The organism is Bermanella marisrubri (genome assembly GCF_012295615.1).
GTDB classification, from domain to species: Bacteria; Pseudomonadota; Gammaproteobacteria; order Pseudomonadales; family Oceanobacteraceae; genus Bermanella; species Bermanella marisrubri.
In genome coordinates, this window is the sequence record NZ_CP051183.1 from 3,010,403 (window position 1) to 3,033,823 (window position 23,421).

The 23,421-nt window shown below is 43.8% G+C and carries 28 protein-coding genes; 7 read left to right on the forward strand and 21 right to left on the reverse strand.

Features of this window, described 5'->3' with window-relative positions:
• Nucleotides 1-74 precede the first annotated feature (74 nt).
• Nucleotides 75-881: a hypothetical protein gene (locus tag HF888_RS13955; RefSeq protein ID WP_007018613.1), complete on the reverse strand. Its 807-nt coding sequence runs from the start codon at nt 879-881 to the stop codon at nt 75-77.
• 311 nt (nt 882-1,192) lie between these two features.
• On the opposite strand from HF888_RS13955, the gene HF888_RS13960 reads away from it, so the two are divergent.
• The 3 genes from HF888_RS13960 to HF888_RS13970 all read left to right on the forward strand — a co-directional run bounded on the left by HF888_RS13960 (nt 1,193) and on the right by HF888_RS13970 (nt 3,602).
• The gene (locus HF888_RS13960) at nt 1,193-2,074 is read left to right on the forward strand and encodes a pirin family protein (RefSeq protein ID WP_040297960.1); all 882 of its coding nucleotides are present in this window, start codon (nt 1,193-1,195) and stop codon (nt 2,072-2,074) included.
• Between the two features lie 95 nt (nt 2,075-2,169).
• Nucleotides 2,170-2,874: a pirin family protein gene (locus HF888_RS13965; RefSeq protein ID WP_007018611.1), complete on the forward strand. Its 705-nt coding sequence runs from the start codon at nt 2,170-2,172 to the stop codon at nt 2,872-2,874.
• Nucleotides 2,871-3,602 (forward strand): sulfite exporter TauE/SafE family protein, encoded by a 732-nt coding sequence (locus tag HF888_RS13970; RefSeq protein WP_007018610.1) that lies wholly within the window; start codon nt 2,871-2,873, stop codon nt 3,600-3,602. The genes HF888_RS13965 and HF888_RS13970 overlap by 4 nt, the downstream gene beginning before the upstream one ends.
• Here the strand turns inward: HF888_RS13970 and HF888_RS13975 are convergent.
• From HF888_RS13975 to folX, 4 genes are all read right to left on the reverse strand, one after another.
• Nucleotides 3,586-4,257: a pirin family protein gene (locus tag HF888_RS13975; RefSeq protein ID WP_040297958.1), complete on the reverse strand. Its 672-nt coding sequence runs from the start codon at nt 4,255-4,257 to the stop codon at nt 3,586-3,588. The genes HF888_RS13970 and HF888_RS13975 overlap by 17 nt on opposite strands.
• Before the next feature lies 1 nt (nt 4,258).
• A complete protein-coding gene (locus HF888_RS13980) occupies nt 4,259-5,017 on the reverse strand; it encodes a type 2 periplasmic-binding domain-containing protein (protein ID WP_007018608.1) in 759 nt (252 codons plus the stop codon).
• A gap of 64 nt (nt 5,018-5,081) precedes the next feature.
• Nucleotides 5,082-5,726: a GTP cyclohydrolase I FolE gene (gene folE, locus HF888_RS13985; RefSeq protein WP_007018607.1), complete on the reverse strand. Its 645-nt coding sequence runs from the start codon at nt 5,724-5,726 to the stop codon at nt 5,082-5,084.
• A gap of 6 nt (nt 5,727-5,732) precedes the next feature.
• Nucleotides 5,733-6,107 carry a dihydroneopterin triphosphate 2'-epimerase gene (gene folX / locus HF888_RS13990; RefSeq protein ID WP_007018606.1) on the reverse strand — a complete coding sequence of 125 codons (375 nt, stop codon included), beginning with the start codon at nt 6,105-6,107 and terminating at the stop codon, nt 5,733-5,735.
• Nucleotides 6,108-6,264: 157 nt separating this feature from the next.
• Between folX and HF888_RS13995 the strand changes: the two genes are divergently transcribed.
• From HF888_RS13995 to HF888_RS14005, 3 genes are read left to right on the forward strand one after another with little or no spacing between them, the layout of a single operon-like run.
• Nucleotides 6,265-6,699, forward strand: a complete 435-nt coding sequence (locus HF888_RS13995) for a DUF3429 domain-containing protein (RefSeq protein ID WP_007018605.1) — start codon at nt 6,265-6,267, stop codon at nt 6,697-6,699.
• A gap of 30 nt (nt 6,700-6,729) precedes the next feature.
• A complete protein-coding gene (locus HF888_RS14000; RefSeq protein WP_007018604.1) occupies nt 6,730-7,128 on the forward strand; it encodes a thiol-disulfide oxidoreductase DCC family protein in 399 nt (132 codons plus the stop codon).
• On the forward strand, nt 7,121-7,837 hold the full coding sequence (locus tag HF888_RS14005; protein ID WP_007018603.1) for an SDR family NAD(P)-dependent oxidoreductase: 717 nt from the start codon (nt 7,121-7,123) through the stop codon (nt 7,835-7,837). The genes HF888_RS14000 and HF888_RS14005 overlap by 8 nt, the downstream gene beginning before the upstream one ends.
• 30 nt (nt 7,838-7,867) lie before the next feature.
• Here the strand turns inward: HF888_RS14005 and HF888_RS14010 are convergent, their stop codons facing one another.
• The 4 genes from HF888_RS14010 to ectA form a co-directional block, all read right to left on the reverse strand.
• Nucleotides 7,868-8,764 carry a tetratricopeptide repeat protein gene (locus HF888_RS14010; RefSeq protein ID WP_007018602.1) on the reverse strand — a complete coding sequence of 299 codons (897 nt, stop codon included), beginning with the start codon at nt 8,762-8,764 and terminating at the stop codon, nt 7,868-7,870.
• On the reverse strand, nt 8,749-10,200 hold the full coding sequence (locus HF888_RS14015) for an aspartate kinase (RefSeq protein ID WP_040298009.1): 1,452 nt from the start codon (nt 10,198-10,200) through the stop codon (nt 8,749-8,751). The genes HF888_RS14010 and HF888_RS14015 overlap by 16 nt, the downstream gene beginning before the upstream one ends.
• Nucleotides 10,201-10,286: 86 nt before the next feature.
• The gene (locus HF888_RS14020; RefSeq protein ID WP_007018600.1) at nt 10,287-10,691 is read right to left on the reverse strand and encodes an ectoine synthase; all 405 of its coding nucleotides are present in this window, start codon (nt 10,689-10,691) and stop codon (nt 10,287-10,289) included.
• A 50-nt stretch (nt 10,692-10,741) separates the two neighbouring features.
• Nucleotides 10,742-11,230 carry a diaminobutyrate acetyltransferase gene (gene ectA / locus HF888_RS14025; RefSeq protein WP_007018599.1) on the reverse strand — a complete coding sequence of 163 codons (489 nt, stop codon included), beginning with the start codon at nt 11,228-11,230 and terminating at the stop codon, nt 10,742-10,744.
• 273 nt (nt 11,231-11,503) lie between these two features.
• On the opposite strand from ectA, the gene HF888_RS14030 reads away from it, so the two are divergent.
• Nucleotides 11,504-12,106, forward strand: coding sequence for a MarR family winged helix-turn-helix transcriptional regulator (locus HF888_RS14030; RefSeq protein WP_040298007.1), 603 nt, complete (start codon nt 11,504-11,506; stop codon nt 12,104-12,106).
• 19 nt (nt 12,107-12,125) lie between these two features.
• On the opposite strand, the gene HF888_RS14035 is transcribed toward HF888_RS14030, so the two are convergent.
• From HF888_RS14035 to HF888_RS14090, 12 genes are all read right to left on the reverse strand, one after another.
• The gene (locus HF888_RS14035) at nt 12,126-12,497 is read right to left on the reverse strand and encodes a hypothetical protein (protein WP_007018597.1); all 372 of its coding nucleotides are present in this window, start codon (nt 12,495-12,497) and stop codon (nt 12,126-12,128) included.
• A gap of 9 nt (nt 12,498-12,506) precedes the next feature.
• Entirely contained in the window at nt 12,507-13,232 is a 726-nt protein-coding gene (locus HF888_RS14040; protein WP_007018596.1) for a hypothetical protein, read from the reverse strand.
• Nucleotides 13,233-13,257: 25 nt separating this feature from the next.
• Nucleotides 13,258-13,791, reverse strand: a complete 534-nt coding sequence (locus HF888_RS14045; RefSeq protein WP_007018595.1) for a DUF2878 domain-containing protein — start codon at nt 13,789-13,791, stop codon at nt 13,258-13,260.
• A complete protein-coding gene (locus HF888_RS14050) occupies nt 13,788-14,561 on the reverse strand; it encodes an SDR family NAD(P)-dependent oxidoreductase (protein WP_007018594.1) in 774 nt (257 codons plus the stop codon). The genes HF888_RS14045 and HF888_RS14050 overlap by 4 nt, the downstream gene beginning before the upstream one ends.
• A 208-nt stretch (nt 14,562-14,769) precedes the next feature.
• Nucleotides 14,770-15,726: a hypothetical protein gene (locus HF888_RS14055; protein WP_007018593.1), complete on the reverse strand. Its 957-nt coding sequence runs from the start codon at nt 15,724-15,726 to the stop codon at nt 14,770-14,772.
• A gap of 274 nt (nt 15,727-16,000) precedes the next feature.
• Nucleotides 16,001-17,263, reverse strand: a complete 1,263-nt coding sequence (locus HF888_RS14060) for an SAM-dependent methyltransferase (RefSeq protein ID WP_007018592.1) — start codon at nt 17,261-17,263, stop codon at nt 16,001-16,003.
• A gap of 11 nt (nt 17,264-17,274) precedes the next feature.
• The gene (locus HF888_RS14065; RefSeq protein ID WP_007018591.1) at nt 17,275-18,105 is read right to left on the reverse strand and encodes a DUF1365 domain-containing protein; all 831 of its coding nucleotides are present in this window, start codon (nt 18,103-18,105) and stop codon (nt 17,275-17,277) included.
• A gap of 1 nt (nt 18,106) precedes the next feature.
• Complete coding sequence (locus HF888_RS14070; protein ID WP_007018590.1) at nt 18,107-19,381, reverse strand: NAD(P)/FAD-dependent oxidoreductase; 1,275 nt, start codon at nt 19,379-19,381, stop codon at nt 18,107-18,109.
• A gap of 20 nt (nt 19,382-19,401) precedes the next feature.
• Nucleotides 19,402-19,839 carry a nuclear transport factor 2 family protein gene (locus tag HF888_RS14075; RefSeq protein WP_007018589.1) on the reverse strand — a complete coding sequence of 146 codons (438 nt, stop codon included), beginning with the start codon at nt 19,837-19,839 and terminating at the stop codon, nt 19,402-19,404.
• Between the two features lies 1 nt (nt 19,840).
• A complete protein-coding gene (locus HF888_RS14080; RefSeq protein WP_007018588.1) occupies nt 19,841-20,794 on the reverse strand; it encodes an acyl-CoA desaturase in 954 nt (317 codons plus the stop codon).
• Nucleotides 20,791-22,227: a deoxyribodipyrimidine photo-lyase gene (gene phrB, locus HF888_RS14085; RefSeq protein ID WP_007018587.1), complete on the reverse strand. Its 1,437-nt coding sequence runs from the start codon at nt 22,225-22,227 to the stop codon at nt 20,791-20,793. Before phrB ends, HF888_RS14080 begins: the two co-directional genes overlap by 4 nt.
• A complete protein-coding gene (locus tag HF888_RS14090) occupies nt 22,227-23,279 on the reverse strand; it encodes an NAD(P)/FAD-dependent oxidoreductase (protein ID WP_007018586.1) in 1,053 nt (350 codons plus the stop codon). The genes phrB and HF888_RS14090 overlap by 1 nt, the downstream gene beginning before the upstream one ends.
• Between the last annotated feature and the right edge of the window lie 142 nt (nt 23,280-23,421).

The following is a 23,421-nucleotide window of genomic DNA, read 5'->3' on the forward strand; positions in this document are numbered from 1 at the left end:
TCACACAGTCCTTTATTGCCTTTCTTTACAGTCTAGACAAAGATTAGCAATAAGAAACTGCGCTGTGATATGTATTAGTTCGCAAAATTTGGCGCTTTGCGAGGCTTAGGCATAAGCGTCTTGAGCTTAACCAGTCCTTTGCGCAAGACATACTTAGGAAACGTCATCAAGCTTACTCGACCAATTTGCAAGGCTTCATCTCCCTGTTCAAAGTTGAGTAGATCTTGATAAAACTGAGTCAAAGCCGGATCGCGGTGATGGAACCTAGCATCTTCTGCGTCTTTTTCAAAAACCGTTCCATCTACACTACCTTTGAATACAAATCGCGAGGCATCGAAAAAGGCCGCATCATTAATGGCGATGGAGTCTCGGTAGTGGCGATCGATACTGCCAGCGATTTTATAGTGGGTTTGGGAGGGTTGCTTAACGCCATATGGAGAAGGATAGAGTTGCTCGAAGTACATAGCTACATTGCCTAGGCTTGATAAAACACAAGCGCAGTTACTAATCCAAGTGCCTTTCAATGGCGCCTTTTTCCACAAATAGGTGAGCAATAACTTACTAGTGAGATGGTGTGTTAAATTCATACCACGAGCATCAGGATGGACACACGTCAACCCTAAGTGCAGCACGTCTCCATGCCCTTCTACTGGCAACGCCAAAGCAGAGCAGAATCCCAATAATCGGCCTGATTTATCTCGAGCCAAGCAGATAACCGCTCTGTCAAGTTCTTGTTTTTTACCTGATAACGCTTGATAAAGAGGCGTCTCATGAAAGCATTCTGAAGCTACTTCACGCAGTTCGGCAACTAATAAATTTAAATCGTCCGGGGCCATAGTGAGGCCAGGGAAAAACAACACTTGGTACTGATTTTGACTCATGCTTCACCTCGTTTTCGTCTCTTTCTTAAACCTGAGACAGATTGAATTGCCGCTCCTTGGCTCTTTATTCTTTAAGACGTTCTTTTTTAGAACGTGTGGCTAGAGTAAAAAGGAAAAATGACAGCGGGGTGACAAGTAAACTGCAATTCAAAGACAAATTAATGAGGGTTCTGTGACAACTAGACAGCCAAGGCCACCACCAGGTGACATTAAAGCTTTCGATCATTTGCGTCGAATTTTGTTGGCTAAAGACCTGACTTTTAGTTGTAGCCTAATGCGCTAAGATAGTATTAACGACAGAGGAGCACAGTATGACGCACACGATAACTGGACTTAAAAAGGACTTAGATGGTTTTAGCGTAACCCGAATACTTCCGCACATGGAAAAGAAAATGGTTGGGCCTTTTATTTTCATTGACCATATGGGTCCAGCCCAATTTGCTCCTGGAGAGGGTATTGATGTGCGCCCCCACCCTCACATCGGACTCGCCACTATCACGTATTTATTTGAAGGGGCGATATTACACCGCGATTCCCTAGGCAACAATTTGGAAATAGTGCCAGGGGATGTCAACTGGATGACCGCAGGCAAAGGCATAGTGCATAGCGAACGAGAGACACTGGAGATCAAGGCCCATAGTCACGCTCTAGACGGCTTACAATGCTGGGTTGCATTACCGAAAGACAAAGCCGAAATTGAACCAAGTTTCCATCACATCAAGAAAGCTGAATTGCCTCACTTCATGCAAGACGGTGTGCTTATGCGTCTTATCGTCGGTGATGCCTACGGCAAGAGTGCACGTATTAAGACCTACAGTGATATGTTTTATTTAGATGTTTTAGCTAAGGCTGGCCGCACAATATCACGCCCCGATGCGGAGCGCTGGCAAACCAGTGAGTGTGCCGTCTATGTATGCAATGGTGAAATCAGTATAAAAGGAGAACGGCACATTAAGGGTGATTTTGTATTACTCAATGAAGAAGAGGACATTGAAGTCGAAACAAACAGTCGCTTTATATTATTAGGCGGTGAACCTTGGTCGCAAACGCCCCATATTTATTGGAACTTTGTTTCGTTTAGTAAAGATCGCATTGAACAAGCCAAAGATGATTGGAAACACCAGAGATTCCCTAAAATCCCCGGTGACGATGATGAATTCACGCCCTTACCGAATAAAGGCAAATCCGGATAAATCTAATAAGTCGATAAATAATCACAAAATAGAGCCGCTTTCCTACATAAAATAGATATTAATATACCTCTTAACGATTCATTAGGAGGTTCATCATGGACTACATTCGCAAAGCATCGGATCGAGGCCATGCCGACTTTGGCTGGCTCAATAGTCATCATAGCTTCTCTTTTGGTAGCTATTACGACCCACGCCATATGGGGTTTTCCACCCTACGAGTGATTAACGACGACACTGTTGCCCCTGGTGCTGGTTTTGATACCCATGGTCACGCCAACATGGAAATCATCAGCTACATTACCCATGGTCGTATCGCACACAAAGACAGTATGGGGCATGAATACGTGATTCCCGCGAATGACATTCAGCGTATGAGCGCGGGTACGGGAATTACACATAGTGAATATAATCACAGTCAGAATGATGTTCTAAAATTTCTTCAAATCTGGATTGAGCCCCAGCAGCACAACATACGGCCCAGTTATGAGCAAATACAGCTGCCTGAAAAGACCGGTTTAACGTTATTGATGTCGCCGGAACCTGAGGACGGCAGCCTAGCCATCAATTCCGATGCTAGGCTTTATCGCTTAACGTTGGAAAAAGAATCATCTACTAGGCTAGAGCGTCAATCACTACGTACAAGCTATCTGCATATTGTATCGGGTCGTGCAGAAATTAACGGCCAGATGTTTGAACAAGGCGACGGTATAGGTTTGATGACAACAGAAAGCATCGAGATCCACAGTAAAAGTAATGATTTTGTTGCCCTTTGGTTTGATTTACCTGGTATCAAAGAATGACATTTGATTTAGTATTTTGGCTTTTAGCCATTTTGGGGGTTGTGCTCACCGGCATATCCAAATCAGGATTTGCCGGCGGCGCTGGCGTAGTCGCGGTGCCGTTGTTAGCTCTTTGGATTCCAGTAGAGCAAGCCATTGCCATCATGCTGCCGGTATTAATTGCTATGGACTTGCAAGCGGTGCATTTATATTGGCGTGACATTAATTGGCGCATTTTCAAGCCTTTAATACCTGCCGCGCTTCTTGGCATTACACTAGCAAGCTTTTTATTAAATCAACTACCAGAAAACACCATGCTTCTTATATTAGCCATCTTAAGTATTGGCTTTGCCCTATGGCAATCTTTGAGTCGATGGTTTGCCAAATTGCATTTTCAAGGTTTTTTCTGGGGAAGTTTCTCGGGCATTACCAGTACCCTATTACACGCCGGTGGACCACCTATTAATATGTACTTATTAACTCTCGGCTTGCCGAAACGGCAATGGATCGCCATTACCTGTATCTTCTTTGCGTTTATGAATTGGATAAAAGTAATACCTTATAGTTTAAGCGGGTTATGGCAATGGGATGGTTTTTTCAAAAGCCTTCTGTTATTGCCTATTGCCTATTTAGGTATTTATTTAGGCCATAAAATCCAATCGCTGTTAAGCGAAAAGCAATTCATGTTTGCCTGTCGCTGCTTACTTTTATTTTCTGGAGTTGGATTGCTAATCAAGGCCGTATGGTAAATTTTATTAACGTAACAGCTGACTCACACGTGAGCTGTTCCGTTTGGTTACTTTTCATTAAGCAACCTCGCTCATATTGCCTGTCTGCTTGGCGCAGCTTTCCCGCTAACACATAAAACCAGTCGCCTTTGTCTAATTGAATTGTTTGACGATCATTTACTTGCAGAATACTGATCTGAGTATCACTTTCAAAACAACTACCTAAACCATAAACATGAGTGTTTTGCGTTTCAATATTAAAAATCTGGTGGGATTGTTGTTTGCTTGTTACTAAGCTAGGAGTTAGCCACAGCTGCACCATGCCAGTGATTTCATCATTCACGTTCATTTCGTTATGACGAAAACCCTCTTGTCCAGCACACTGCACAAGCACTTGATGCGCTGCAATACGGGAACCATCACCTAAACTGCCTCTGTGTTCGATTTCACCGCGCGTAATAATGGACACAATATCCACATGCTCATGGAAGTGCATGCCGGTCTGACCTTTAGCAGTGAAGTACGCATGAGCCATGTACTGCAGACTACCAATCCCAGACCAAACATGATCAGGACGACGAGGGAAACGTTGCGGGCTCATGACGAGCACACGCTCCCGAATACCAGCAAAGCCTGTTATATCAATGTCAGAAGAATGAAGGCTATGTATAGACATATTATCTTTGTAAATAAAGTGCACGCATATCTTGCCACATTTTATTATTGGGCAGGTTTTCCACTGTATTTTGAATGTAGCTAAAAACACTTGGAAGAGCTTTGGAGACAAGAATTCTCACAGGGTACTCACCTTGAGGCAGTTCACTGATATGCAAGCGTTCATTTAACGTCATGGTATTACGATAAAAAGACAACGGACCTGAATTCACAATAGCGATATCAATTTCCTTGTTCCTCATTAAAGCCTTAAGTACTTCTTTGTCATTGGCAAAGTTAATTCGTTTTGCCCTTCCTTGCTGAACCAAGGGTTCTAAATCCGAATAGGTATACCCTTCAATTCCTGCCACAGTCAGCCCCAGCAAGCTTTCAGGCCCTTGATACTCAAACGCCACTTCTTTTCTACTTACAACCTCATCTCTTAATTGGTAAACAGGCTCAGTCCATAGGTATTTTTCTCGCTGAATATCGTCAAACCAAATAGGGGACACAAATAACACCACTGCTGGCTCACCATTTTTTAGCCTTGATAAAGTCGCGGGTAAACTTTGCAATTCGACTTGAAAATTAAATTGCTTTGAACTCCGATTAAGGAGTCGAGCAAAACCAAAAGTTAGACCAGACTCTCGCGACTCACTCACAATCATGGGCGGAAATGTGTGATATTCAAAAATGGGGATTGGCTGTACTGGTTCAGCACGAAGCGTAATAGGAAAGCAATAGAAAAGAGCTACTAGCCAAGCAAAGAGGGTGATTTTCATAATTTATCTCCACTCTTTTTAGACTAGCAGCTCAGATATAGAGTGCATAGCAACATGCGTCTAATTAGTTAAGGAACTCAGCACGAGTGTGAATATTAGTCTTGAATATTCCACCCAAAGCTGTCGTCGAGGTTTCACTATTCACATCCATCACCCCTCTAGCTTTGACGCAGTAATGCGTCGCATCAATAGATACGGCAACATTATCGGTTTCCAATAACGCCTGTAATGCAACTAAAATTTGCTGTGTAAGGCGCTCTTGTACCTGTGGCCTTTGAGCAAAGAAACGAACCAGTCTGTTGATTTTTGATAGACCGATAATTTTTTTGTTGGGGATGTATGCCACTTTTGCTTTGCCGTCAATCGTGATTAAGTGATGTTCGCAAGTACTACTCACTTGAATCTCCGAGATTTTGACCATCTCGTCTACAGACATTTTATTTTCAATCACACTAATGCGAGGAAAATTTGAATAATCAAGCCCAGAGAAAATCTCATTCACATAGAGCTTAGCCATTCGATGCGGTGTTTCATTTAAACTATCGTCATCAAGATCTAAGCCAAGCGTTCCCAATATCTCCGTAAAATAACCTTCGATACGTTCTCGCTTAACTTCAGAAGACAGACCATTGTCGTTGAGCGGAGTTTCTAAACCCTTCTCCACTAACATATCTCGGACCATAACGGCCTCTGCACTTAACTCTGTCATGATATTTTACTCTTCAAAATTCTGGTGTTTCTCTAACGTTAGAGACACGCTATCAGCAAAACGTAAAGCGTGAGGCTTGTCGATAGTCACTTGTGCGTAGCGAACCCAAGGATGATCGCAACAAATAGCCAATACATCTGAGACCAATTTCTCTAATAACAAGAAACGACCTTGCTCCACATGTTTAATAATACTTTTATTAATGCTTTTATAATTCAGGGCATTTTCAACCTGATCCGTTTGCGTCGCTTTGTCAGCGGGATATTGAATTTCTACGTTGATCACGACATCCTGCTGTTTTTCTTGCTCTTCCGGGTTGAACCCAATGTAGGTGCGCAAACGCAAATTGGTGATACGAATTGTGGCATAGCTAATAGGCATTACATTCGTCACCTTTGACTCCTGTTTTCTTGTATTTTATTACCATTTGTTTACGAAGCATAACAGCCTTTGGATTAAAACCCATTGCTTGATTCAAGACTTTTAGTGATCTTATTCGGTCTTTTTTCCGTAATCCCAGAGAAACCGAGGGGGATTTATGAAAATTGAACGTCTCACCAGCCTACTAACTTACGCAGGTGCCATACCCTTTGCTGTCGCTCTGGTCCTCGAATACAGTCAAACGAAGTTGTGGGGTCTAGATGGCGGAAGCTGGTTCATCACTTACGGACTTGTCATCGTGAGCTTTATGGCAGGCAGTGTTTGGGGACATTCTCTACTGCATGCAGAAAGAAAGCGTAGACCCTTTATTCTCATAAGCACTAACGTTCTTACTCTAGTGGCATGGTTTGTTTATATGCTGGCACCACCCATGATGAGTCTCGCGATCAATGGCTTGGCACTCTTGGCCTTGGCTGGGCTTGAGTTACGTTGGAGCGGCTTGGGCACTGTCGCCGATTATTATCTAATGCTGCGTGCGCGAATTACCCTAGTTGTGTTAGTCATGCATGCCGTAATGCTAGCCATTATTTGATCAAAGTGACGTTAAGCTGGAGAAATAATTATGTCCAATGTAACGCTGTTTTATGATGGTAATTGCCCCTTGTGTCTATACGAAGTACGACACTTGCGACGCTGGGACACACAACACCGCGTGATATTTGAGGACATCCACCAGCCTGATTTTGCACAGCGCTATCCGGACTTAGACATCGCTGAACTGGATGCACGGCTCCACGCGTTAGACGGTCAAGGTATTTGGCACACCGGACTGGCGGCAACCTACGTGGTTTGGGAGTCGGTGGGAAAAGGCAACTGGATGCTTCCATTGCGCTGGAATTGGAGTCGGCGACTGTTAGAACCTGCTTACTGGCTCTTTGCCAAGTACCGCCACCGAATTACTGGGCTATTATTCAATAGGCAATGCCATTCAAATTGTCGTCAGGTCAATAAGTATGACTAATCTGATTATTGGAGCGAGCAGTGAAATCGCTCAATCCATTACTCGACAGTTACTGTCATCAGGCGAGGTTGTTCATGGCATTAGTCAGCATCCTCAACCGGCACAAGTTCCCCATGATCAGAATTTACATTGGTGGATATGCCACTATGGGGAAAGTCATATAGAGCAGTTAGTAGAGTCTTTGCAAGAAACCATCACCGAACCTATAAGTCGCGTTGTAATCTGCAACGGCCAATTGCATGGTGATGGCTTGGTTGTGGAAAAACGACTGCAAGATTTGCAGGAATCAAGCTTCCATCAAATTATTAACAGCAACGCTTTAGTGCCTTTGCTGTGGCTGAGAGCGCTTCTCCCTTGGCTGAGCAAACAGGAATGTAAAATCGCCGTTTTTAGTGCTCGCGTGGGTAGCATTGAAGATAACAAGCTGGGTGGTTGGTATAGTTATCGCGCCAGTAAGGCGGCGCTCAATATGCTGTTAAAAACCGCTGCTATTGAATACAGCCGACGAGCCAAAAAGATAAAGCTCATGGCGTTCCATCCAGGAACAACAGACACCCCTCTGAGCAAGCCTTTTCAAGCTAATGTGGCCGAGAGTAAATTATTCGAGCCAGAATTTGTGGCAAAACGACTCCTAGAAATTATGGAGTCGTTGCATATTGATGGGGAGTTAAGTTATCTAGATTGGGCCGGAGAGCCTATTCGCTGGTAAACAGCGACTAAGCTCTTATGCAAATTTAAGCTATACCTGTTCTTCTGAGATTGGATTCATTAGTGAATCAAATGGCTCAAAACCCTGCAATGGCAAGAGTGCTTCATCGGACATAATCGCGTCACGGTAGCTTTCTGAACTCTCTAAGACACGCGACAAATATGTTACCGCTTCATTAAACTGATCCATGGCCGCGTGGGCACAGGCCAACTGATACAAAGCATGTATATTCTCAGGATCAATTTTCAGTGCTTGATGACATAGATTAATTGCCCATTGTGGCTCAGGAATCTCAAGCACGGCGTCCGCTTTATAAGTTAATGCTTCGCCATCATTCGGTTTCATTTGCAAAATCTGATCGTAAACCGCAACCTTCTGATGCACATTGGTTTCTTGCGCGGCCTTTAACCATAGATTTTGAATTTCCTGAGTGAGTTCGATTTCTTCACGGTTCTCTTGGATATCCAGCGTCTTCTGCTTAAGCTGCTTCTCTACACCGCGCAATCGTTTTTCATATTCTTTGATCAAGCGATTAATTTCTTCATCAGCCAAACTATGAACACGATCTTTGATATCGCGGATCGATGTCCACCCGACAACAACCAAGATGGAAGTAGCTGCGGCGATCAAATAGAAGAAATACGTCACCGTATCAGTCGCATAGCGCACCGCCCGATCCACACTCTGATGCTCACGGTCTAGAATTTGCTTTTGTAAATCCACCCGCTGATTGTTCATCTCGGTACGCAAGGCTTTTAATTCATCCAGCACATAGCGCTCAACAAAAGGCGTATACAAGGGTTGCTGCAGGTTGTTGACCCGCTCTTCTTCTTTTTTAGAAAAGGATTTTTCTTGCTCAGAATCAGTTTGGGCCCAAGAATGGGCCCAAAATGTTGAGAGTAATATCACCGCTACGATGCGACGCATATAGCATCTCCATGGTCATGGACTTCCACCAGACAGGCGTGCAAACTCTTAATCGCTTGATCATAATCTTGATCACTGACAATGAACTGCATATCAACCTGTCGCATTGATTGGTGTAATGCTAGCACACTAATATTGCTATCGGCTAAAGCTCGTACGGTTTTTGCTAAAATACCTGGCACATGCATATCACTACCAATGGCCGAAACGATAGCCACTTTGCGCTGACTTACTTCCGCATCCGTTGAAATCTCTGCTAAGGCTTGGCAGATACGCTTTACAGTTTTCAAGTTCGTGGATACATAATGGGTAATGGTATTAGCATTCACGTCCTTAGAAATGATATTCACTTTGAAACGCTTCAATACCGCCAAGTATTTTTCGTCATAGGTGCCAAGATTGCCAGCCATGTCTTGGTCAAACAGCTCAATCGCATAAACACCTTTACAACCAGCAATGATTTCTACACAAGGCTTATCACTAACATAATCCGTGTCAATTAACGTACCCGCGTGGTCTGGCTCAAACGTGTTTTTCACACGAAGAGGAATAGCTTGTTGACGCATACCTTTGGCCGCTTTCGGGTGGATCGCTTCCATACCTAAATTTGCCAGCTGATCAGCAACATCATAATTCGTGCGGCCAATCGGCACAGCATTTTCTTCGCCTACTAAACGAGGGTCTGCACTACTTAAGTGAAATTCTTTATGAATAACTGCTTCGCGGGCATTAGTTAGAACCGCGATACGGCTAAACGTCATCTCACTATAGCCACGGTCGAATGTCCGCATCAAACCGTCTTCACTGTGAGCATAACCCGTGGTGATCGGCAGTTCTTTTGATAGATCTATATCAGAGAATGCTTCTTTAATACGCTCATCCAAACTTACATGTTCTGTGCTTTGCCAAGCGGTTAAGTCCACAAAGCGTGCATTAACACCATCGCGTTTTAGCAGTGTCGCTGTATTGTAGGCACTGTGGGCTTCACCAATACTGGCCAACATTTCACGCACAGTATCTAAGTGTTCATCTAGGGAGAAGTGGCCGTGTTTACACAAAGACTGCAGATCTAACAAGCAATCTTTTGCGCTTTTTAATCGCTCATACAAAAAGGCATTGGCTTTCTCGAGCAAGTCGGTGTCGCCATACAGTTCGTGGTTAATATCTAATAACTGCTTTTCTAGATTTTCGAACGCTTCAACCCAAGAATCTTCTTCAATCGCATCAGAAAATAAAGCGTAAATACCAGGCTGCCCGCTTTTCTTATGCTCAAGTAACTTATCTGTAATGCCACCATAAGCGGAGACCACAAATATACGCTGGTATAAGTCGCCGCTCGCATTATCAGGTTGCTTGATGATGTTATCGCGCACGCTGGCGTAGTCGCTCATGGACGTGCCACCGATTTTTTCTACGCTATGCTCTAAATAAGACATGTTATCTCCGCTTAGGCCGTCATCAATACGACGACCACCACTCACTCTCCATTGACCAAGTTTAGGTTAAAGAATATTAATAAGAATTAATCCGATACTTCTTCGGCATCCAATTCATAGGCACCTTCTTCGTTGTGTACTTCCTTGCCATTTAGAGGCGGATTAAAAACACATGCCATTTGCATATCTTTCGTCGCACGCAACATATGCTTGTCGTTTTTATCTAGGATGTAAATCGTTCCTGGAGTGATTGCATACTTTTTCCCATCATCTAAGGTTTCAACTTCACCTTCACCACTGATGCAGTACACAGATTCGAGGTGATTCTGATAATGAAGCATGAAATCAGCGCCAGCGTAAATCGTTGTAATATGGAAAGAGAAACCCATATTATCGTTCTTCAGCAACATGCGGGTGCTGTCCCAGTTACCTTTCGGGTCTTTAATGAAACGATCCGATTTTTGGCAATCCTGTAATTGACGTACGATCATAATAAACCTTTTATGCAGTAATTAAGTATTTAAAAACAGATGCTATATGATTACTCGGGTGTATTGAATGGTCCAATTTTCACCAAGTGTTCGCTATCGTGATGACCCTTAAAGTGCTTCTCTTTATCAAAGAATACTTCACTCTCAAGATTAGCGTCTAGCTTACGCGCTTGGCTTTTGAATAAACCCCAACTGGCTTCATTATCTTTGGTGATGGTTGTTTCTATATACTTCACTTGCGGTTGACGCTTCAAGATATCCTGCAGCATGCGCCCTGCAAGACCCTGTCCACGACCCGCTTCGGAAACGGCCACCTGCCACACAAACAGCGTATCAGGACGGTTAGGGATTAAATATCCAGAGATAAAACCAACAAGTTGGCCATCTTTTTCCGCTGCGACAGCAGTGTCAGCGAAGTGGCTACAGTGCAAAAGATTACAATAGGAGGAGTTGGGATCGAGAGGCGGGCAGTCATTTACAAGCTGATGTAAATCCATACCGTCTTCGGCTGTGGGTACGCGTAAAGTAATTTCGCTCATCTTTTTATCAACACTAATAGTTTCAGTTCTAATTATTTATGCAAGATGAATGCGTTAAGTTAAGGCGCCTAATACTGTATAAAGCACTTAAAAAGGCGCATATACCTTGAATAAACAATTAATGATTGCTTAGTACACTAAATATCGTACACTAAACATCTGACCAATTCCAGTAACCAAGTGTTTCAGGAGTGGATCAATTGCTTAGAAGTCTAACTAATTCAGGAGCTCTGCTCCTCTATGTCGTATCAATAATAGATGTTTAGCCGCCACATGAGTGAGATAGTCGACACATTAAAAGCAGGATACAATAACGCTTCGTCTTTAAATCCCCAGGACATTACTTTGGACCGCATTGATGAAGTCTTAGTGGCACTGCGCCGCGTGATTCGAGCCACTGACCTGCACAGTAAGCATTTAGCTAAAACCACAGGGCTTACGGCTCCGCAAATCTTGCTATTACAAACCATACGCGACAAAGGCCAAGTAACCATTGGCGAGATTGCACAACAAATGAGCTTAAGCCAAGCTACGGTCACGTCCATCATGGATCGCCTAGAAAAGCGACAGCTAATCTTTCGTGAACGAAGCAAAACGGATAAACGCAAGGTACACGCATACCTCACTGATGACGCATACGAAATGCTCAAAGACGCCCCCATGCCCTTACAAGATCAATTTGCCCGCCAGTTTTCTGATTTGCAAGAATGGGAACAAACCATGATCATCTCTGCGCTGCAGCGAGTGGCATCAATGATGGATGCTGACCATATTGATGCCTCACCGTTCTTGGATGTCGGTAAGATTGACCGCCAAAGCACCCAATGGGACAAGCCCGAAGCCTATTCAAACCACAATGGCAATCAAAGCAAATAAACTTGATCCATGTGAATATCTAGAGCGACACATCCCGTCGCTTTAGATAGCTTTTCAATAGCGCCACCACAAACACACCTTCCAACACGGCCATCATCAGCAAACCTTCGTAAGCGCCGTGCAATACGATGCCGATGAGGCGAAAGACAAACAATCCTGCAGAAACCAAAAGTGCAAAATACAATGCACCAGGGACGAATTGTGCATTGAACGTGCTACCCAGCATGGCCACAGCAATACCAACCTGCAGCCCGCCATAAACCGCAATGAATTCTGCCAAGCCTTGCTGGCTTAAAGTCATACCTAAGAACTGACTGCTCACGTCTGGGTTTGCCACGCACCACAAACCTGATAATAAATACAAAACACCAATGATTCTTAAAGTAATCATGAAATCGACCTATTCTGGATATTCATACTCAATACGCACGACATAATTCTCGTCGAGTCCTTTGCCACTTCTTACTCGCTCAATATTGCCCAGTCCTTCATAGCGAATCAATCGACTTGTTTTTACATCATAGGTTAAGTATGTCGGGTCTACTAAAACGGATAACACCCAGGCACTGGGCGCGAGTTTAATACGTATCGTCTTGTCGTTTATCTTTTCAGGGCTTACTTCAAATCCATAAAACTCGGCACGACCCACTGCAAGAAAAGCCAAAGAAAGGGTTTTACCTTGCTTTAGCTCGGGCAAGCTCTGCTGCATAAAATAGTTAAACCCAGCATCCACAACAGCCGGCTTATCTCGCGGCAATTTAACGGATTCTTCCCCTTCGGCACTACGAATTAATAAGCGATCAACTTCAACCTGCACTTCAAGACTTTTGGCTAGGCGCTGATCATCGAACTGAAAACTAGGTGAATATGGAATTTTGCCATAATTAAGCTGTTTAACTGCAAGCTCTTCTCCGTTGGCTTGGGTATACACCACGTTACCCGACACTGGAGCGCCGCTCTCATCGACCTTAATAGAATGCTGCTCAGTGTAGATTAAATCACCGCTCTGTTGATCATAAGCCTTACCCGTAAAACGCTCTTCTTTATTCTCTTCGGCAATCCCTGAGAAACTAACCAACGATAAAAGAAACACGGGCAGGCACGCGAAATGTATAACTCTTAACATGTTTATATCCTTTTTGATTCGACTGCTATACCGAATCTTGTATCGAATCCGATTCTGACGATTGCCCAATTAAATGAGCAAACCCTTGCGTTAAAGCGGCCCACGATCCCCAAGCAGCAATCATCCAAGGAATATCTGAATTGACAAACATAAGTAAATCTAATTCTCTACCCGCCAAATATGAAACTGGCCCCATAATCGCAGCAGCTACAATAAAAATCACAGGCTTTGCAAATAGCCAAGCCAGAGATAAGCAAAGGCTGGTTGCAAAGGCAAACCACATACAAAGCAACCAAAACGGAAAACCTAAAACGTGAGCTGGGTTATTTAAAAAGGTATAGATACCAAGATGATGGAAACTTGAATCCATAGCGATCCCCAACAGAATCGCTCCCGTTACAAGCAGAGCTTGCTTGGCCACGCCTGATCTATATACGACTGATAATTGAATCAAGCCAGCAATGACAAACAACGAAGACAATAACCATGAAACCAATGCCGCGCTAAACCAAGCGAACTGAAACAAGACGGCATTTAAAAGTATGTGCTGCTTGTTCATGAGTTTTCACCTTGAGGTTCGAAGCGCGACATCTTACCGAGCAGCCAAAACTTTAAGCGGTGAGGTAAGAATGAGAAAAGCTTTAGCAATAAGGTAAAACGTTTAGGAAAATGAATATCGAAACGGGATCCATCCAACCCTTTAACAATGCGTTTAGCTGCATCCTCACTGGTAATAACAAACGGCATTTCGAAGTCATTTTTATCAGTAAGCGGCGTCTTCACAAAACCTGGGCTGACAACGCGCACATCAATACCTTGATGCTGCACATCGGCTTTCAAGCATTCTGTAAAGTAACGAATGGCAGCCTTACTTGCACCATAAGCATGTGCTCTAGTCAGAGCTTGATAGCTCACACTACTGGAAACAATCACAAGCTGAGGTTTTTGCCCCCCAGTCACAGCGTCATAAAGAAAAGGTAGAGAGGCATTGATCATGTTGATCGCGCCAAAGAAATTAATCTCAAATACACGGCGAACAAGATCCACATCCACGGGCAACAGATCCACGTATTCTGCCGTCCCCGCGTTAATAATCACTTTGTCGAGATGGCCAGTGATTGTTTTAACTTTCTGCTGAGCTTGCTGAATACTGGCAGCATCTGTCGCATCCAAGGGTACAGCATGCAAATGATCATTTTTGTCACAAATATCATTCAGCTTTTGCTCATTACGTGCGCTAACAAGTACATTATGACCCTGATCTGCATACGCTTGTGCCACCGATAAACCAATACCGCTTGATGCACCGATAACCCATATCTGTTGCATAACTTCCTCCTTTACTCATCACTTACGCCTCTCACCACAGTTTAGATCAGCTATAGATAGGCGATACTCGCCATAAATTGATGGATTGTTTGACAATCTGTCAATAAGACACTTTAATAACCACCCTAGACCGTAAGGTCCAGTGCCCTTGCCCTCGGTTCGCCGAGGGATTTTTTAATAACCATAAAAAGTAAAGGGTGTGGGAAATTTAAGGTGTGGTAAAGCGACCAACGCCACGATTAATGAACTCTGTCTGGGCTCTGGGAATGCCGTTCAGTGCCTGTTCAGGGGTTAACGTCAGACTACCATTGGGAATATTAAAAAATGCACCTTGGTAGGTTTGCGTAGCAGGGTCGCCAGGATCACCGGTCCCCCAAACCATATCGCGACTTTGAAACGACAAGAATAATCCTGGTGCCGGATCGAATTGGGTATCAGATACTTTCTCACCAATATCCAGGGTTTTATAATTTGATAGCGGAAAGCACACATTGTCGTTTACGCCAAAACCGCTAACGGTACAGTTATTCACATTGAGACTGATAGGGATAAAACCAAAGGCCACTGCATCAAACGTGCTTCCGTTGGGCACCCCGACTTGTGTGGCGCGAATAGGGTCGATATCGCCATTCGCATTCACGAGATTAGCGCGACTCGTCGCTTCCACGGTGAAAGTGCCAATCCATGTATCGGCATCGTATGCCCCTTGCAGCAACACATCAATATTGCCCGTGAGGCTATTAATATCAAAGCTCATCTTTCCGCGGGAGTCACCAAAACCCACGCGTAAACCTACCAGGTCGTTACTACCAGAGCTGGGATCATAAGCGTACTCAAAGAAAGGTTCATTGAGTTCGAACGGAATAATTTCGCCGTTCTCTATGTGGCCTAGGGCGAAATTATCAAAATCGATATCAGCACTTTGAGTTTCACCAGCGCGAGGGTACTCACCAAATACCACTTTGTCGGCATTCAGCTGCACTTTGACATCAAAGCCTGTATTAACACGGACGAAATTGAGTCCGTTTTCATTGTATTGATCAATGGTGATTAATGCCTGCCCGTGTTGCTCATGCATTTGCTCATCCGACAGAGGCACCAACTCTGCCCAGCAAAAGTTTGATAGCAACGAAAAGCTTAACACCCATTTTATTATTTTTTTCACACCTGGTTCCTTTTTACTTCAAGGTTCCAGTGCCATTTTTATCTTGCTCTTATTTTTAATTGGGTATTGATATCAATACCAGCGGCAAGTTTTTTTATTATTATGCTTTGGACAGTAACAAGATTTAGTACACTTGAAAACAAACCAATTGCGCCAAAAACGTTTAATTATAAGTAGTAGGAATGAACAAAGGTTCAGTTTATAAGAAAAGGGAAAGAGGATTAAATCCCTTTCCCTAATTGTATATTACACAGGGAAAGGAATACTTATCATATCAAACTGGATTGTGCTTATACTCAGGCTTAGCCCAAACCAGATGACTAACGCCAATAGCTCGCTCAGCAAAACCACCTTCACAGTAGCTTAAATAAAAACGCCACATGCGCTTAAAGTCTTCGCTATAGCCAAGTTTAGAAATTTCTTCATCATGGGCATTGAAAGCGTCTTGCCAGAGTTTCAAGGTATGACTGTAATGAGCGCCAAAATCATGCAGCTCTACCAAATTTAAATCCGTATGCTTCTTGGTTGAGGTAAGCATTGCTTGAATACTAGGAATACAGCTACCAGGGAAAATATAGCGCTGAATAAAGTCCACATTTTTGAGAGCACGATCATAGCGCTGATCTTCAATGGTAATAGCTTGGATCAACATTAGGCCATCGGGCTTGAGTAGCGACGCACATTTCTCAAAGTAAGTATCAAAGAACTGATGGCCAACCGCTTCAATCATTTCAATAGAAACCAGCTTGTCGTAAGTTCCCTCTAACTTGCGATAATCTTCTTTGAGTAATGTAATTTGACCTTCCAACCCGTGTTCTTTAATACGCTCTTTGGCAAGATTATATTGCTCTTCGCTAATAGTGGTCGTCGTGACTTTACAGCCATAATTTTTCGCGGCATAAACTGCAAACCCACCCCATCCTGTGCCGATTTCCACCACATGATCGTCAGCGGTTAAATGCAATCGCTCACAAATCGTTTTGAGTTTATTCAGGGAGGCCTCTTCCATCGTCGCGTCAGCGGTGGGGAAAATACCACTGGAGTACATCATGGTCGGATCTAAAAATAACTCAAATAATTCGTTACCCAGATCGTAATGGGCTGCGATGTTACGGCGACTGCCTTTTTCATTGTTCTGATTTAAGCGGTGGAAGAACTTTAAGAAAGGGCCAGAGATCAGCGAGGCAATGCCCCCTTCCATGGCATTCATCAGATCGATATTTCTAGCCATCACGCGCACGGCTTTGGTCAAATCGGGAGTGGTCCAATCACCTGTCATATACGCCTCCGCGGCACCGATACTGCCACCAGTAAGGATATCAACATAGGCGCTAGCATCTTGGATATGCAGTTCTGCATAAAGATCATGATCTGCAGTTAGATTTTCACCAAAGACAAAGGCGTCATCGCCCTCTTTTATCACCAAGCATCCTGTATGCAGTTTTTGTAACTGCCCGTGAATTAGCTTACGCGCCAATTTACGCAAAAAACTCAATCGACTTTTTTTAATATCCAGTTCCGCTACTGACGTGGCCATACCGGAGACTCCTATCTTGTTTTATTGTCGGCCCCTTGAGGGGTAGCCGTTTTGGTTTTTGGGTGATCGTAAAAAGGCACCTTCATCCACAATCTCAAGGCGTGCCAGTAAATACCCCACATCACCTTTACGGTTATTAAAGGGGTTTGGATCAAGCTCTTAGGTAACGCCTGCCAACTGCGCTTTTCCATGGTTAAGGTAGCATCAAAATGCTTTTCATTGTCTGCATCCTGCATAAAGTTATCCATATGCACATGCAGTTTCTCGCCAGGTTCAGAAAACACCCAGCGATAATCCATATTCATTGGGTTAAATGGCGATACATGAAACTGTTTTGCAAAATGGAAAATATGCTTATTATCGCCTTTCAGCTCCACTTTCATGGCCGCGTCGCTTTGCCCTTTCGGCAAGACATAACTATGGCGCTCACCCCAGGGCGTATTGGTTATTTGCGATACGATTGCAACCAGTTGATCGAATTCATCATAGCAATAATAAAAACTTACGGGATTAAAAATGATATTGAAGTGTCTCCCATGAGTGAGCAACATCACTCGCGTAATGTTTTGATATTGTAAACCACGCTCAGCAAAATCCTTTTCCACATGGTCAATAATCGACTGTTTCAAATCTGACTGATTACCTTGAAAGTAATCATCGCGTCTTAGGCTCAACAAATTAAAACGCTCAAGGGAGGCGTACCATTTTCCACGAAAGATCTCAGACCATTCATCAAGATCAATGAACATCATGTACAAAGAGTAGTTCAGCTCATGACGCTTGGGTAAAAAGCGGCGATGGCGTACTTCTCCTTGGTAAATACATGAATTCTTAATGCTCATATCAATCGATTCCAATGCCAAAGTCCTTACACACCATCAGTGCGCTATTCACTCCGTCTTCGTGGAAACCATTTAACCAATAGGCTCCGCAAAAATGCGTGCGATTTTTGCCACTGATGTCGCTATGGCGTTTTTGCGACGCGACACCATCCAGTGTGAAGACGGGGTGTGCATAACGGAACTTAGCAATAATCTTATCAGGGTCAATCTCTTGATTGCGATTTAAGGTAACCAAAAAGGTTTCGTCCGCGTCCTGATAATTTTGCAAGATATTCATATTATAGGTGACCATGGCATATTCGCTTTTACGTTGCGGAATATGATAGTTCCATGCCGCCCATGCCAATTTTCGCTTGGGCATCAAGCGCTCATCTGTGTGTAATACCACGTCGTTCATTTGATAAGGAATGGTGCCCAGAATATGCTCTTCATCCATACTGGCGTCACTTAACATGGACAATGCTTGATCGCTATGACAGGCGAATATTACTTGATCAAACTCGTGAGTGCCTTGATTAGTCGTGATTGTCACACCAGTATCATGGCGCTTCACAGAGGTCACTGGCGTATTTAAATGAATACGTTCTTTAAACGGCGCGGTAATAGGATCAATGTAAGAACGAGAGCCACCGGTCAGCACTCGCCAGGTTGGTCGATCATCGACACTGAGCATGCCATGGTTATTAAAGAATTGAAGGAAGAACTTTAATGGAAAGTCCATCATCACATCCACAGATGCGGACCAAATGGCGCTGCCCATGGGGACAATGTAGTGATGCACAAATTCTTTGCCGTAACCTTGCTCTTCCACAAATTCACCAAGTGTCTGACCCTCGTCTATCTTTTGCTGACTCAATGCGGATACGGTTTCTTTGTTAAAGCGCAGAATGTCCCGCACCATGCGCAAGAAGCGTGGTCGAATTATATTAATACGCTGGGCAAATAAGCTATTCAAGCTGGTGCCGTTGTATTCTAAACCTGAGTTTTCATCGCGCACACTGAAACTCATGTCCGACTCTTCGCTCTCCACACCCAACTTGTCCATTAACTTGATAAAGTTAGGATAGGTCCAGTCGTTAAATACGATAAAGCCGGTATTCACTGGATAGGTTTTACCATTGGATTCAACATCGTAGGTATGTGTGTGGCCGCCAAGGTAATCATTGGCTTCGAATAATGTGATCTCGTGTTTCTGCGATAAAAGATATCCACATGTGAGACCAGAAATACCAGAACCAACAATAGCGATTCTTTGTTGTTCATTATTATTTTGCATCTATTAACTATCCCTAAAAATTAACCAAAACGCTTTTTCAATGCGCCAATCGCCCAACCTAAAACGGGCACGTGCTCATAAAGCAAAGCACCGCCATCAAAATAATCTTTGTGAGAGTAAATTTTATCGTGAAACTTTAATTTCGAAGCACCATCAACGGTGACTGGCTCACCTTTATTGAGCTTGGGATGGACGAAGGTCATCGTCCACGTGATCACGGCTGCGCCATCTTTTACATAGCGATCATGAAACTGGAATTCACAACGGGTTACATTTTCGTACATATCGGCACAGTACTTTAGATACTGCGACATGCCTTCGATTCGATGAAACGGATCAATAAACACAATATCATCGGCATAAACATCTTTTACCAACTCTATGCTGTCTTTATTCAAAGAGTGGTAAAGCTGCTCGAATCGATCAAGAGGATGCTGAGCTAAATCGGTTTGCTGCATATCACTTCCCCTTCTCACGACCTTCGCGCAAGATTTTCTCAGGCACGGGAGTTAGATCATAAATAATGCCCAGCTTACTCATGGCCTTCAAAATATAATAAGAAATATCAATCTCCCACCAGTAAAACCCTTGGCGAGCAGACGTAGCAAATCGATGGTGGTTGTTGTGCCAACCTTCGCCCAAGGTAATTAGGGCTAACCAAAAATTATTTCGACTATCATCGCGGGTTTCAAAACGGCGTTTGCCCCATTGATGACACAAAGAATTAATCGTAAAAGTGCCGTGAAATAAAAGCACCGTAGAAATGAAGTACCCCCAGATCAGCATCTGCCAACCACTAGTACCTAGATTGGGCCATAAGGCATTCAATACTACACCCAAAGCAAACATGCATACCGCCATTAAAACAGGGACGAGACTATCGTAGCGGTTTAGGAATTTAAGCTCTGGAAATTTTGCCCAATCTTTTACCACTGAATAGTCAGTTTTAAAGGCCGCATCACAAGTAAACCATCCCACGTGGCTCCACCAAAAACCGTGTTTCACTGGGCTGTGCAAATCTTCGTCTTCGTCACTATGCTTATGATGTTTGCGGTGATGGGCTGCCCACCAAAGAGGTCCGCGCTGAGATGCGCTATTACCAAGAATCGCGAAGCAAAATTGCCAAAAGCGATTAGTTTTAAAACTGCGGTGGGAAAAATAGCGATGATAAAACGCGGTAATGGCAAACATTCTTACCCAATACATTAGTAAGCATACGGCAACGGCGACGGGACTGATGCCCACCCAAATTACGGCGATACAGGCTAAATGAATAAAGATGAATGGCATGACCCGCAGCCAGTTCATTTCACGGCTTTCGGCGCCGTCTTTTAAGGGGGCGTCTTGCTGTTCAGCGTCCACCCATAACTTGATCGTTCGCCACAACGAGCCAGCGCTTCTGCTAATGCTCATATTAAAGACTCCTGAGAATAAAATTCTTTATTTGAGGCATCCAACTCTTTAAACCACTGCTTAGTTTGTACCACTGCTTGTTTATGATCCACAATCGGGGCTGGATAGCCCAGCTTCTTAACCGTAATGGGATCTGGGTTATGTATTCGCTTATCATCTAAGCTAGCCAGCTCGGGCACGTACTGCCTCAAAAATGTACCTTTACTATCAAAACGTTCACTTTGGCGAATTGGATTAAAAATACGAAAGTATGGAACAGCATCCACACCAGTAGACGCACTCCACTGCCAACCGCCATTGTTACTGGCGAGATCGCCATCGATCAGCTGTTGCATGAAATAGGCCTCACCTAAGCGCCAATCAATAAATAAATGCTTGCTTAAAAACATAGCGGCGACCATGCGCAAACGATTATGCATCCATCCAGTTTGATTTAATTGGCGCATGGCTGCATCAACCAGCGGATAGCCAGTACGACCATCACACCACGCTTGGAACAAGGCTTGATCTTTTTTCCATGGCAAATGATCGGTTTCTTGCTTAAAGGCTTTGTATTGACAAACATGAGGAAAGAAATAAATGAGGTGACGATAAAAATCTCTCCAAATCAATTCAGATTGCCAGGTCGCTATACCCTCAGGCTTGCTTCCCGAAGGGCTCACTTGCTGCGACATCTGCCAACACTGACGAACGCTCAAACTACCGATGGCTAAATAAGGGCTTAGCGTACTAGTGCCATCCAGCGATGGAATATCACGATCACGTTTGTAGGCTTTGATTCGATCTTTACAAAATTCATCCAATGCATCCAGCGCAACCTGTTCACTACCTTGCCAAGGGTCAATATCCACCTGAGCAATAGATTGCAAAGCACTGATATCGGTTTTTACTTTGGGTGCTTGCTGTTTCTTTGGCAACGGATATAAATCCCTCATGTAAATATCCAACTGCGCTAAATATGCCTTCTTAAACGCGGTGAAAACTTTGTAAGGTTGATCTTGTTTGTTAACAATAACACCTGGTTGTATTAAGCACTGATCATGATATTCATGACATTTTATATCCTGTTGCTGTAAAGCTTCTGTCACATTTTTAGTCAGCGCCACTTCATTAACTTCGTATTCAGCATTGCAAAACAGTTGCTCAACATTGTATTGCTGCAAAACACTCACGAATGTTTTAGGAATGGATTTAAAATCCGCGGTATCAATGACAATGAGTGGCACACCCAAAGCCGCAAGTGATTGCGTTAAATCTTCTAACTGCTGACGTATAAGTGATCGCTGGCGTAGAGAGACTTGATGCTCGTCCCATTGTTTTTGCGCTAAGCAATAGAACGCAATGCACTGACCGTTTTTCATGGCATGGAATAGCGCCGGATTGTCGTGAACACGAAGGTCTCGTCGAAACCAAACGGCATTAAAACTAGACATCAAGCGCTCTCCAAATGACTTTCTAGTATCACTTCTGCGGCGGCCATACCACTCAAACAAGCCGACTCGGCATCACTCACTCGCAATGCCTGAGGTTGCTGCTCCGTATAGGCTTTATAGGCGTAATCAGATGCAATTAATAAATCTGGTCTAAGAGTAATATATCCTGATGATAGCCTAATGTCCCTGTCTATTAATTCTTGGCCGATACCGTCCGCATATTGGCTATAAAGCCATCGATGCGTGTGCTGAGCAATTGGACGCAATGGACCCAGAACCGCCTCTGCCGCCTGAATCAACTTTTCACCTACTTTGGCTTTATCATCGTCAAGATGCGTCAAGGAAAATTCGGTAGTTGCTTGCAGCTTTAACAAACTATGACCAGCACTATCCCGTTGAGGTTTGCAATGCTCGAAAGCAATACTGTGCAGAGCATTGTCGTCCAACTTCATAATGGCATCACTGCTCGATATTTTTTTATTGGTCGCCACCAGCGTAACAAAACTTGGATGACAACTGAGTGACGTTAGCGCAGATTTAATCTTGGCAAACTCATTTGGCAATATGGCCGATGCCTGTTGTGCTGGAGCCGTTATAATCACGTGAGAAGCACTCACGTCCGTTTTCTTCCCTTCCGTGTTTTCAAGCGACAACTGCCAGCCACCATTTACGCTTGATGCCAAAGAAAGCACACGAGTAGACAGTAGAAAATCACAATTCTCTGTTAGGGCTCGCGTGACCACCGAGTTGCGTCCGCGACCGCAATAAAAATCGTGATCGTCTCGTTGAAACCACAAATCAATTTGTTCATTTTTTTGTAATGTTGCGAGACGCGCTTGCCATTGTGCACTGTTGGCTTCGAATGCACTTAGCCCCATATCAAAGCCAACCGAATGCTCATCGTCACATTGCAGGCGCTTACTAGACGCACGCCCGCCAGTGCCGCGCGCCTTATCGATTAACAAAACTCGATGTCCTTGAGCCTGCAAAGTATAAGCGGCATTCACGCCCGCCAAACCCGCTCCGATGATGATAATTGGATAGTGCTGCATATGATGATAAAACCTTATCTGATACCATGCATTTTGTGAGCCTTTTACGCTCCACGGACTGACTCAGATCACTGCTGCGACAAAGTTTTGCTTTACCAGAACTCGCCATTGATTTACTTTAAAAAAAAGCATTTAAAAAGGA

What these genes read in the sequence shown, in the direction of transcription:
- HF888_RS13955 (WP_007018613.1), bottom strand. Translation starts at nt 881, where the DNA reads ATGAGTCAAAATCAGTACCAAGTGTTGTTTTTCCCTGGCCTCACTATG.
- HF888_RS13960 (WP_040297960.1), top strand. Translation starts at nt 1,193, where the DNA reads ATGACGCACACGATAACTGGACTTAAAAAGGACTTAGATGGTTTTAGC.
- HF888_RS13965 (WP_007018611.1), top strand. Translation starts at nt 2,170, where the DNA reads ATGGACTACATTCGCAAAGCATCGGATCGAGGCCATGCCGACTTTGGC.
- HF888_RS13970 (WP_007018610.1), top strand. Translation starts at nt 2,871, where the DNA reads ATGACATTTGATTTAGTATTTTGGCTTTTAGCCATTTTGGGGGTTGTG.
- HF888_RS13975 (WP_040297958.1), bottom strand. Translation starts at nt 4,257, where the DNA reads ATGTCTATACATAGCCTTCATTCTTCTGACATTGATATAACAGGCTTT.
- HF888_RS13980 (WP_007018608.1), bottom strand. Translation starts at nt 5,017, where the DNA reads ATGAAAATCACCCTCTTTGCTTGGCTAGTAGCTCTTTTCTATTGCTTT.
- folE (WP_007018607.1), bottom strand. Translation starts at nt 5,726, where the DNA reads ATGACAGAGTTAAGTGCAGAGGCCGTTATGGTCCGAGATATGTTAGTG.
- folX (WP_007018606.1), bottom strand. Translation starts at nt 6,107, where the DNA reads ATGCCTATTAGCTATGCCACAATTCGTATCACCAATTTGCGTTTGCGC.
- HF888_RS13995 (WP_007018605.1), top strand. Translation starts at nt 6,265, where the DNA reads ATGAAAATTGAACGTCTCACCAGCCTACTAACTTACGCAGGTGCCATA.
- HF888_RS14000 (WP_007018604.1), top strand. Translation starts at nt 6,730, where the DNA reads ATGTCCAATGTAACGCTGTTTTATGATGGTAATTGCCCCTTGTGTCTA.
- HF888_RS14005 (WP_007018603.1), top strand. Translation starts at nt 7,121, where the DNA reads ATGACTAATCTGATTATTGGAGCGAGCAGTGAAATCGCTCAATCCATT.
- HF888_RS14010 (WP_007018602.1), bottom strand. Translation starts at nt 8,764, where the DNA reads ATGCGTCGCATCGTAGCGGTGATATTACTCTCAACATTTTGGGCCCAT.
- HF888_RS14015 (WP_040298009.1), bottom strand. Translation starts at nt 10,200, where the DNA reads ATGTCTTATTTAGAGCATAGCGTAGAAAAAATCGGTGGCACGTCCATG.
- HF888_RS14020 (WP_007018600.1), bottom strand. Translation starts at nt 10,691, where the DNA reads ATGATCGTACGTCAATTACAGGATTGCCAAAAATCGGATCGTTTCATT.
- ectA (WP_007018599.1), bottom strand. Translation starts at nt 11,230, where the DNA reads ATGAGCGAAATTACTTTACGCGTACCCACAGCCGAAGACGGTATGGAT.
- HF888_RS14030 (WP_040298007.1), top strand. Translation starts at nt 11,504, where the DNA reads ATGAGTGAGATAGTCGACACATTAAAAGCAGGATACAATAACGCTTCG.
- HF888_RS14035 (WP_007018597.1), bottom strand. Translation starts at nt 12,497, where the DNA reads ATGATTACTTTAAGAATCATTGGTGTTTTGTATTTATTATCAGGTTTG.
- HF888_RS14040 (WP_007018596.1), bottom strand. Translation starts at nt 13,232, where the DNA reads ATGTTAAGAGTTATACATTTCGCGTGCCTGCCCGTGTTTCTTTTATCG.
- HF888_RS14045 (WP_007018595.1), bottom strand. Translation starts at nt 13,791, where the DNA reads ATGAACAAGCAGCACATACTTTTAAATGCCGTCTTGTTTCAGTTCGCT.
- HF888_RS14050 (WP_007018594.1), bottom strand. Translation starts at nt 14,561, where the DNA reads ATGCAACAGATATGGGTTATCGGTGCATCAAGCGGTATTGGTTTATCG.
- HF888_RS14060 (WP_007018592.1), bottom strand. Translation starts at nt 17,263, where the DNA reads ATGGCCACGTCAGTAGCGGAACTGGATATTAAAAAAAGTCGATTGAGT.
- HF888_RS14065 (WP_007018591.1), bottom strand. Translation starts at nt 18,105, where the DNA reads ATGAGCATTAAGAATTCATGTATTTACCAAGGAGAAGTACGCCATCGC.
- HF888_RS14070 (WP_007018590.1), bottom strand. Translation starts at nt 19,381, where the DNA reads ATGCAAAATAATAATGAACAACAAAGAATCGCTATTGTTGGTTCTGGT.
- HF888_RS14075 (WP_007018589.1), bottom strand. Translation starts at nt 19,839, where the DNA reads ATGCAGCAAACCGATTTAGCTCAGCATCCTCTTGATCGATTCGAGCAG.
- HF888_RS14080 (WP_007018588.1), bottom strand. Translation starts at nt 20,794, where the DNA reads ATGAGCATTAGCAGAAGCGCTGGCTCGTTGTGGCGAACGATCAAGTTA.
- phrB (WP_007018587.1), bottom strand. Translation starts at nt 22,227, where the DNA reads ATGTCTAGTTTTAATGCCGTTTGGTTTCGACGAGACCTTCGTGTTCAC.
- HF888_RS14090 (WP_007018586.1), bottom strand. Translation starts at nt 23,279, where the DNA reads ATGCAGCACTATCCAATTATCATCATCGGAGCGGGTTTGGCGGGCGTG.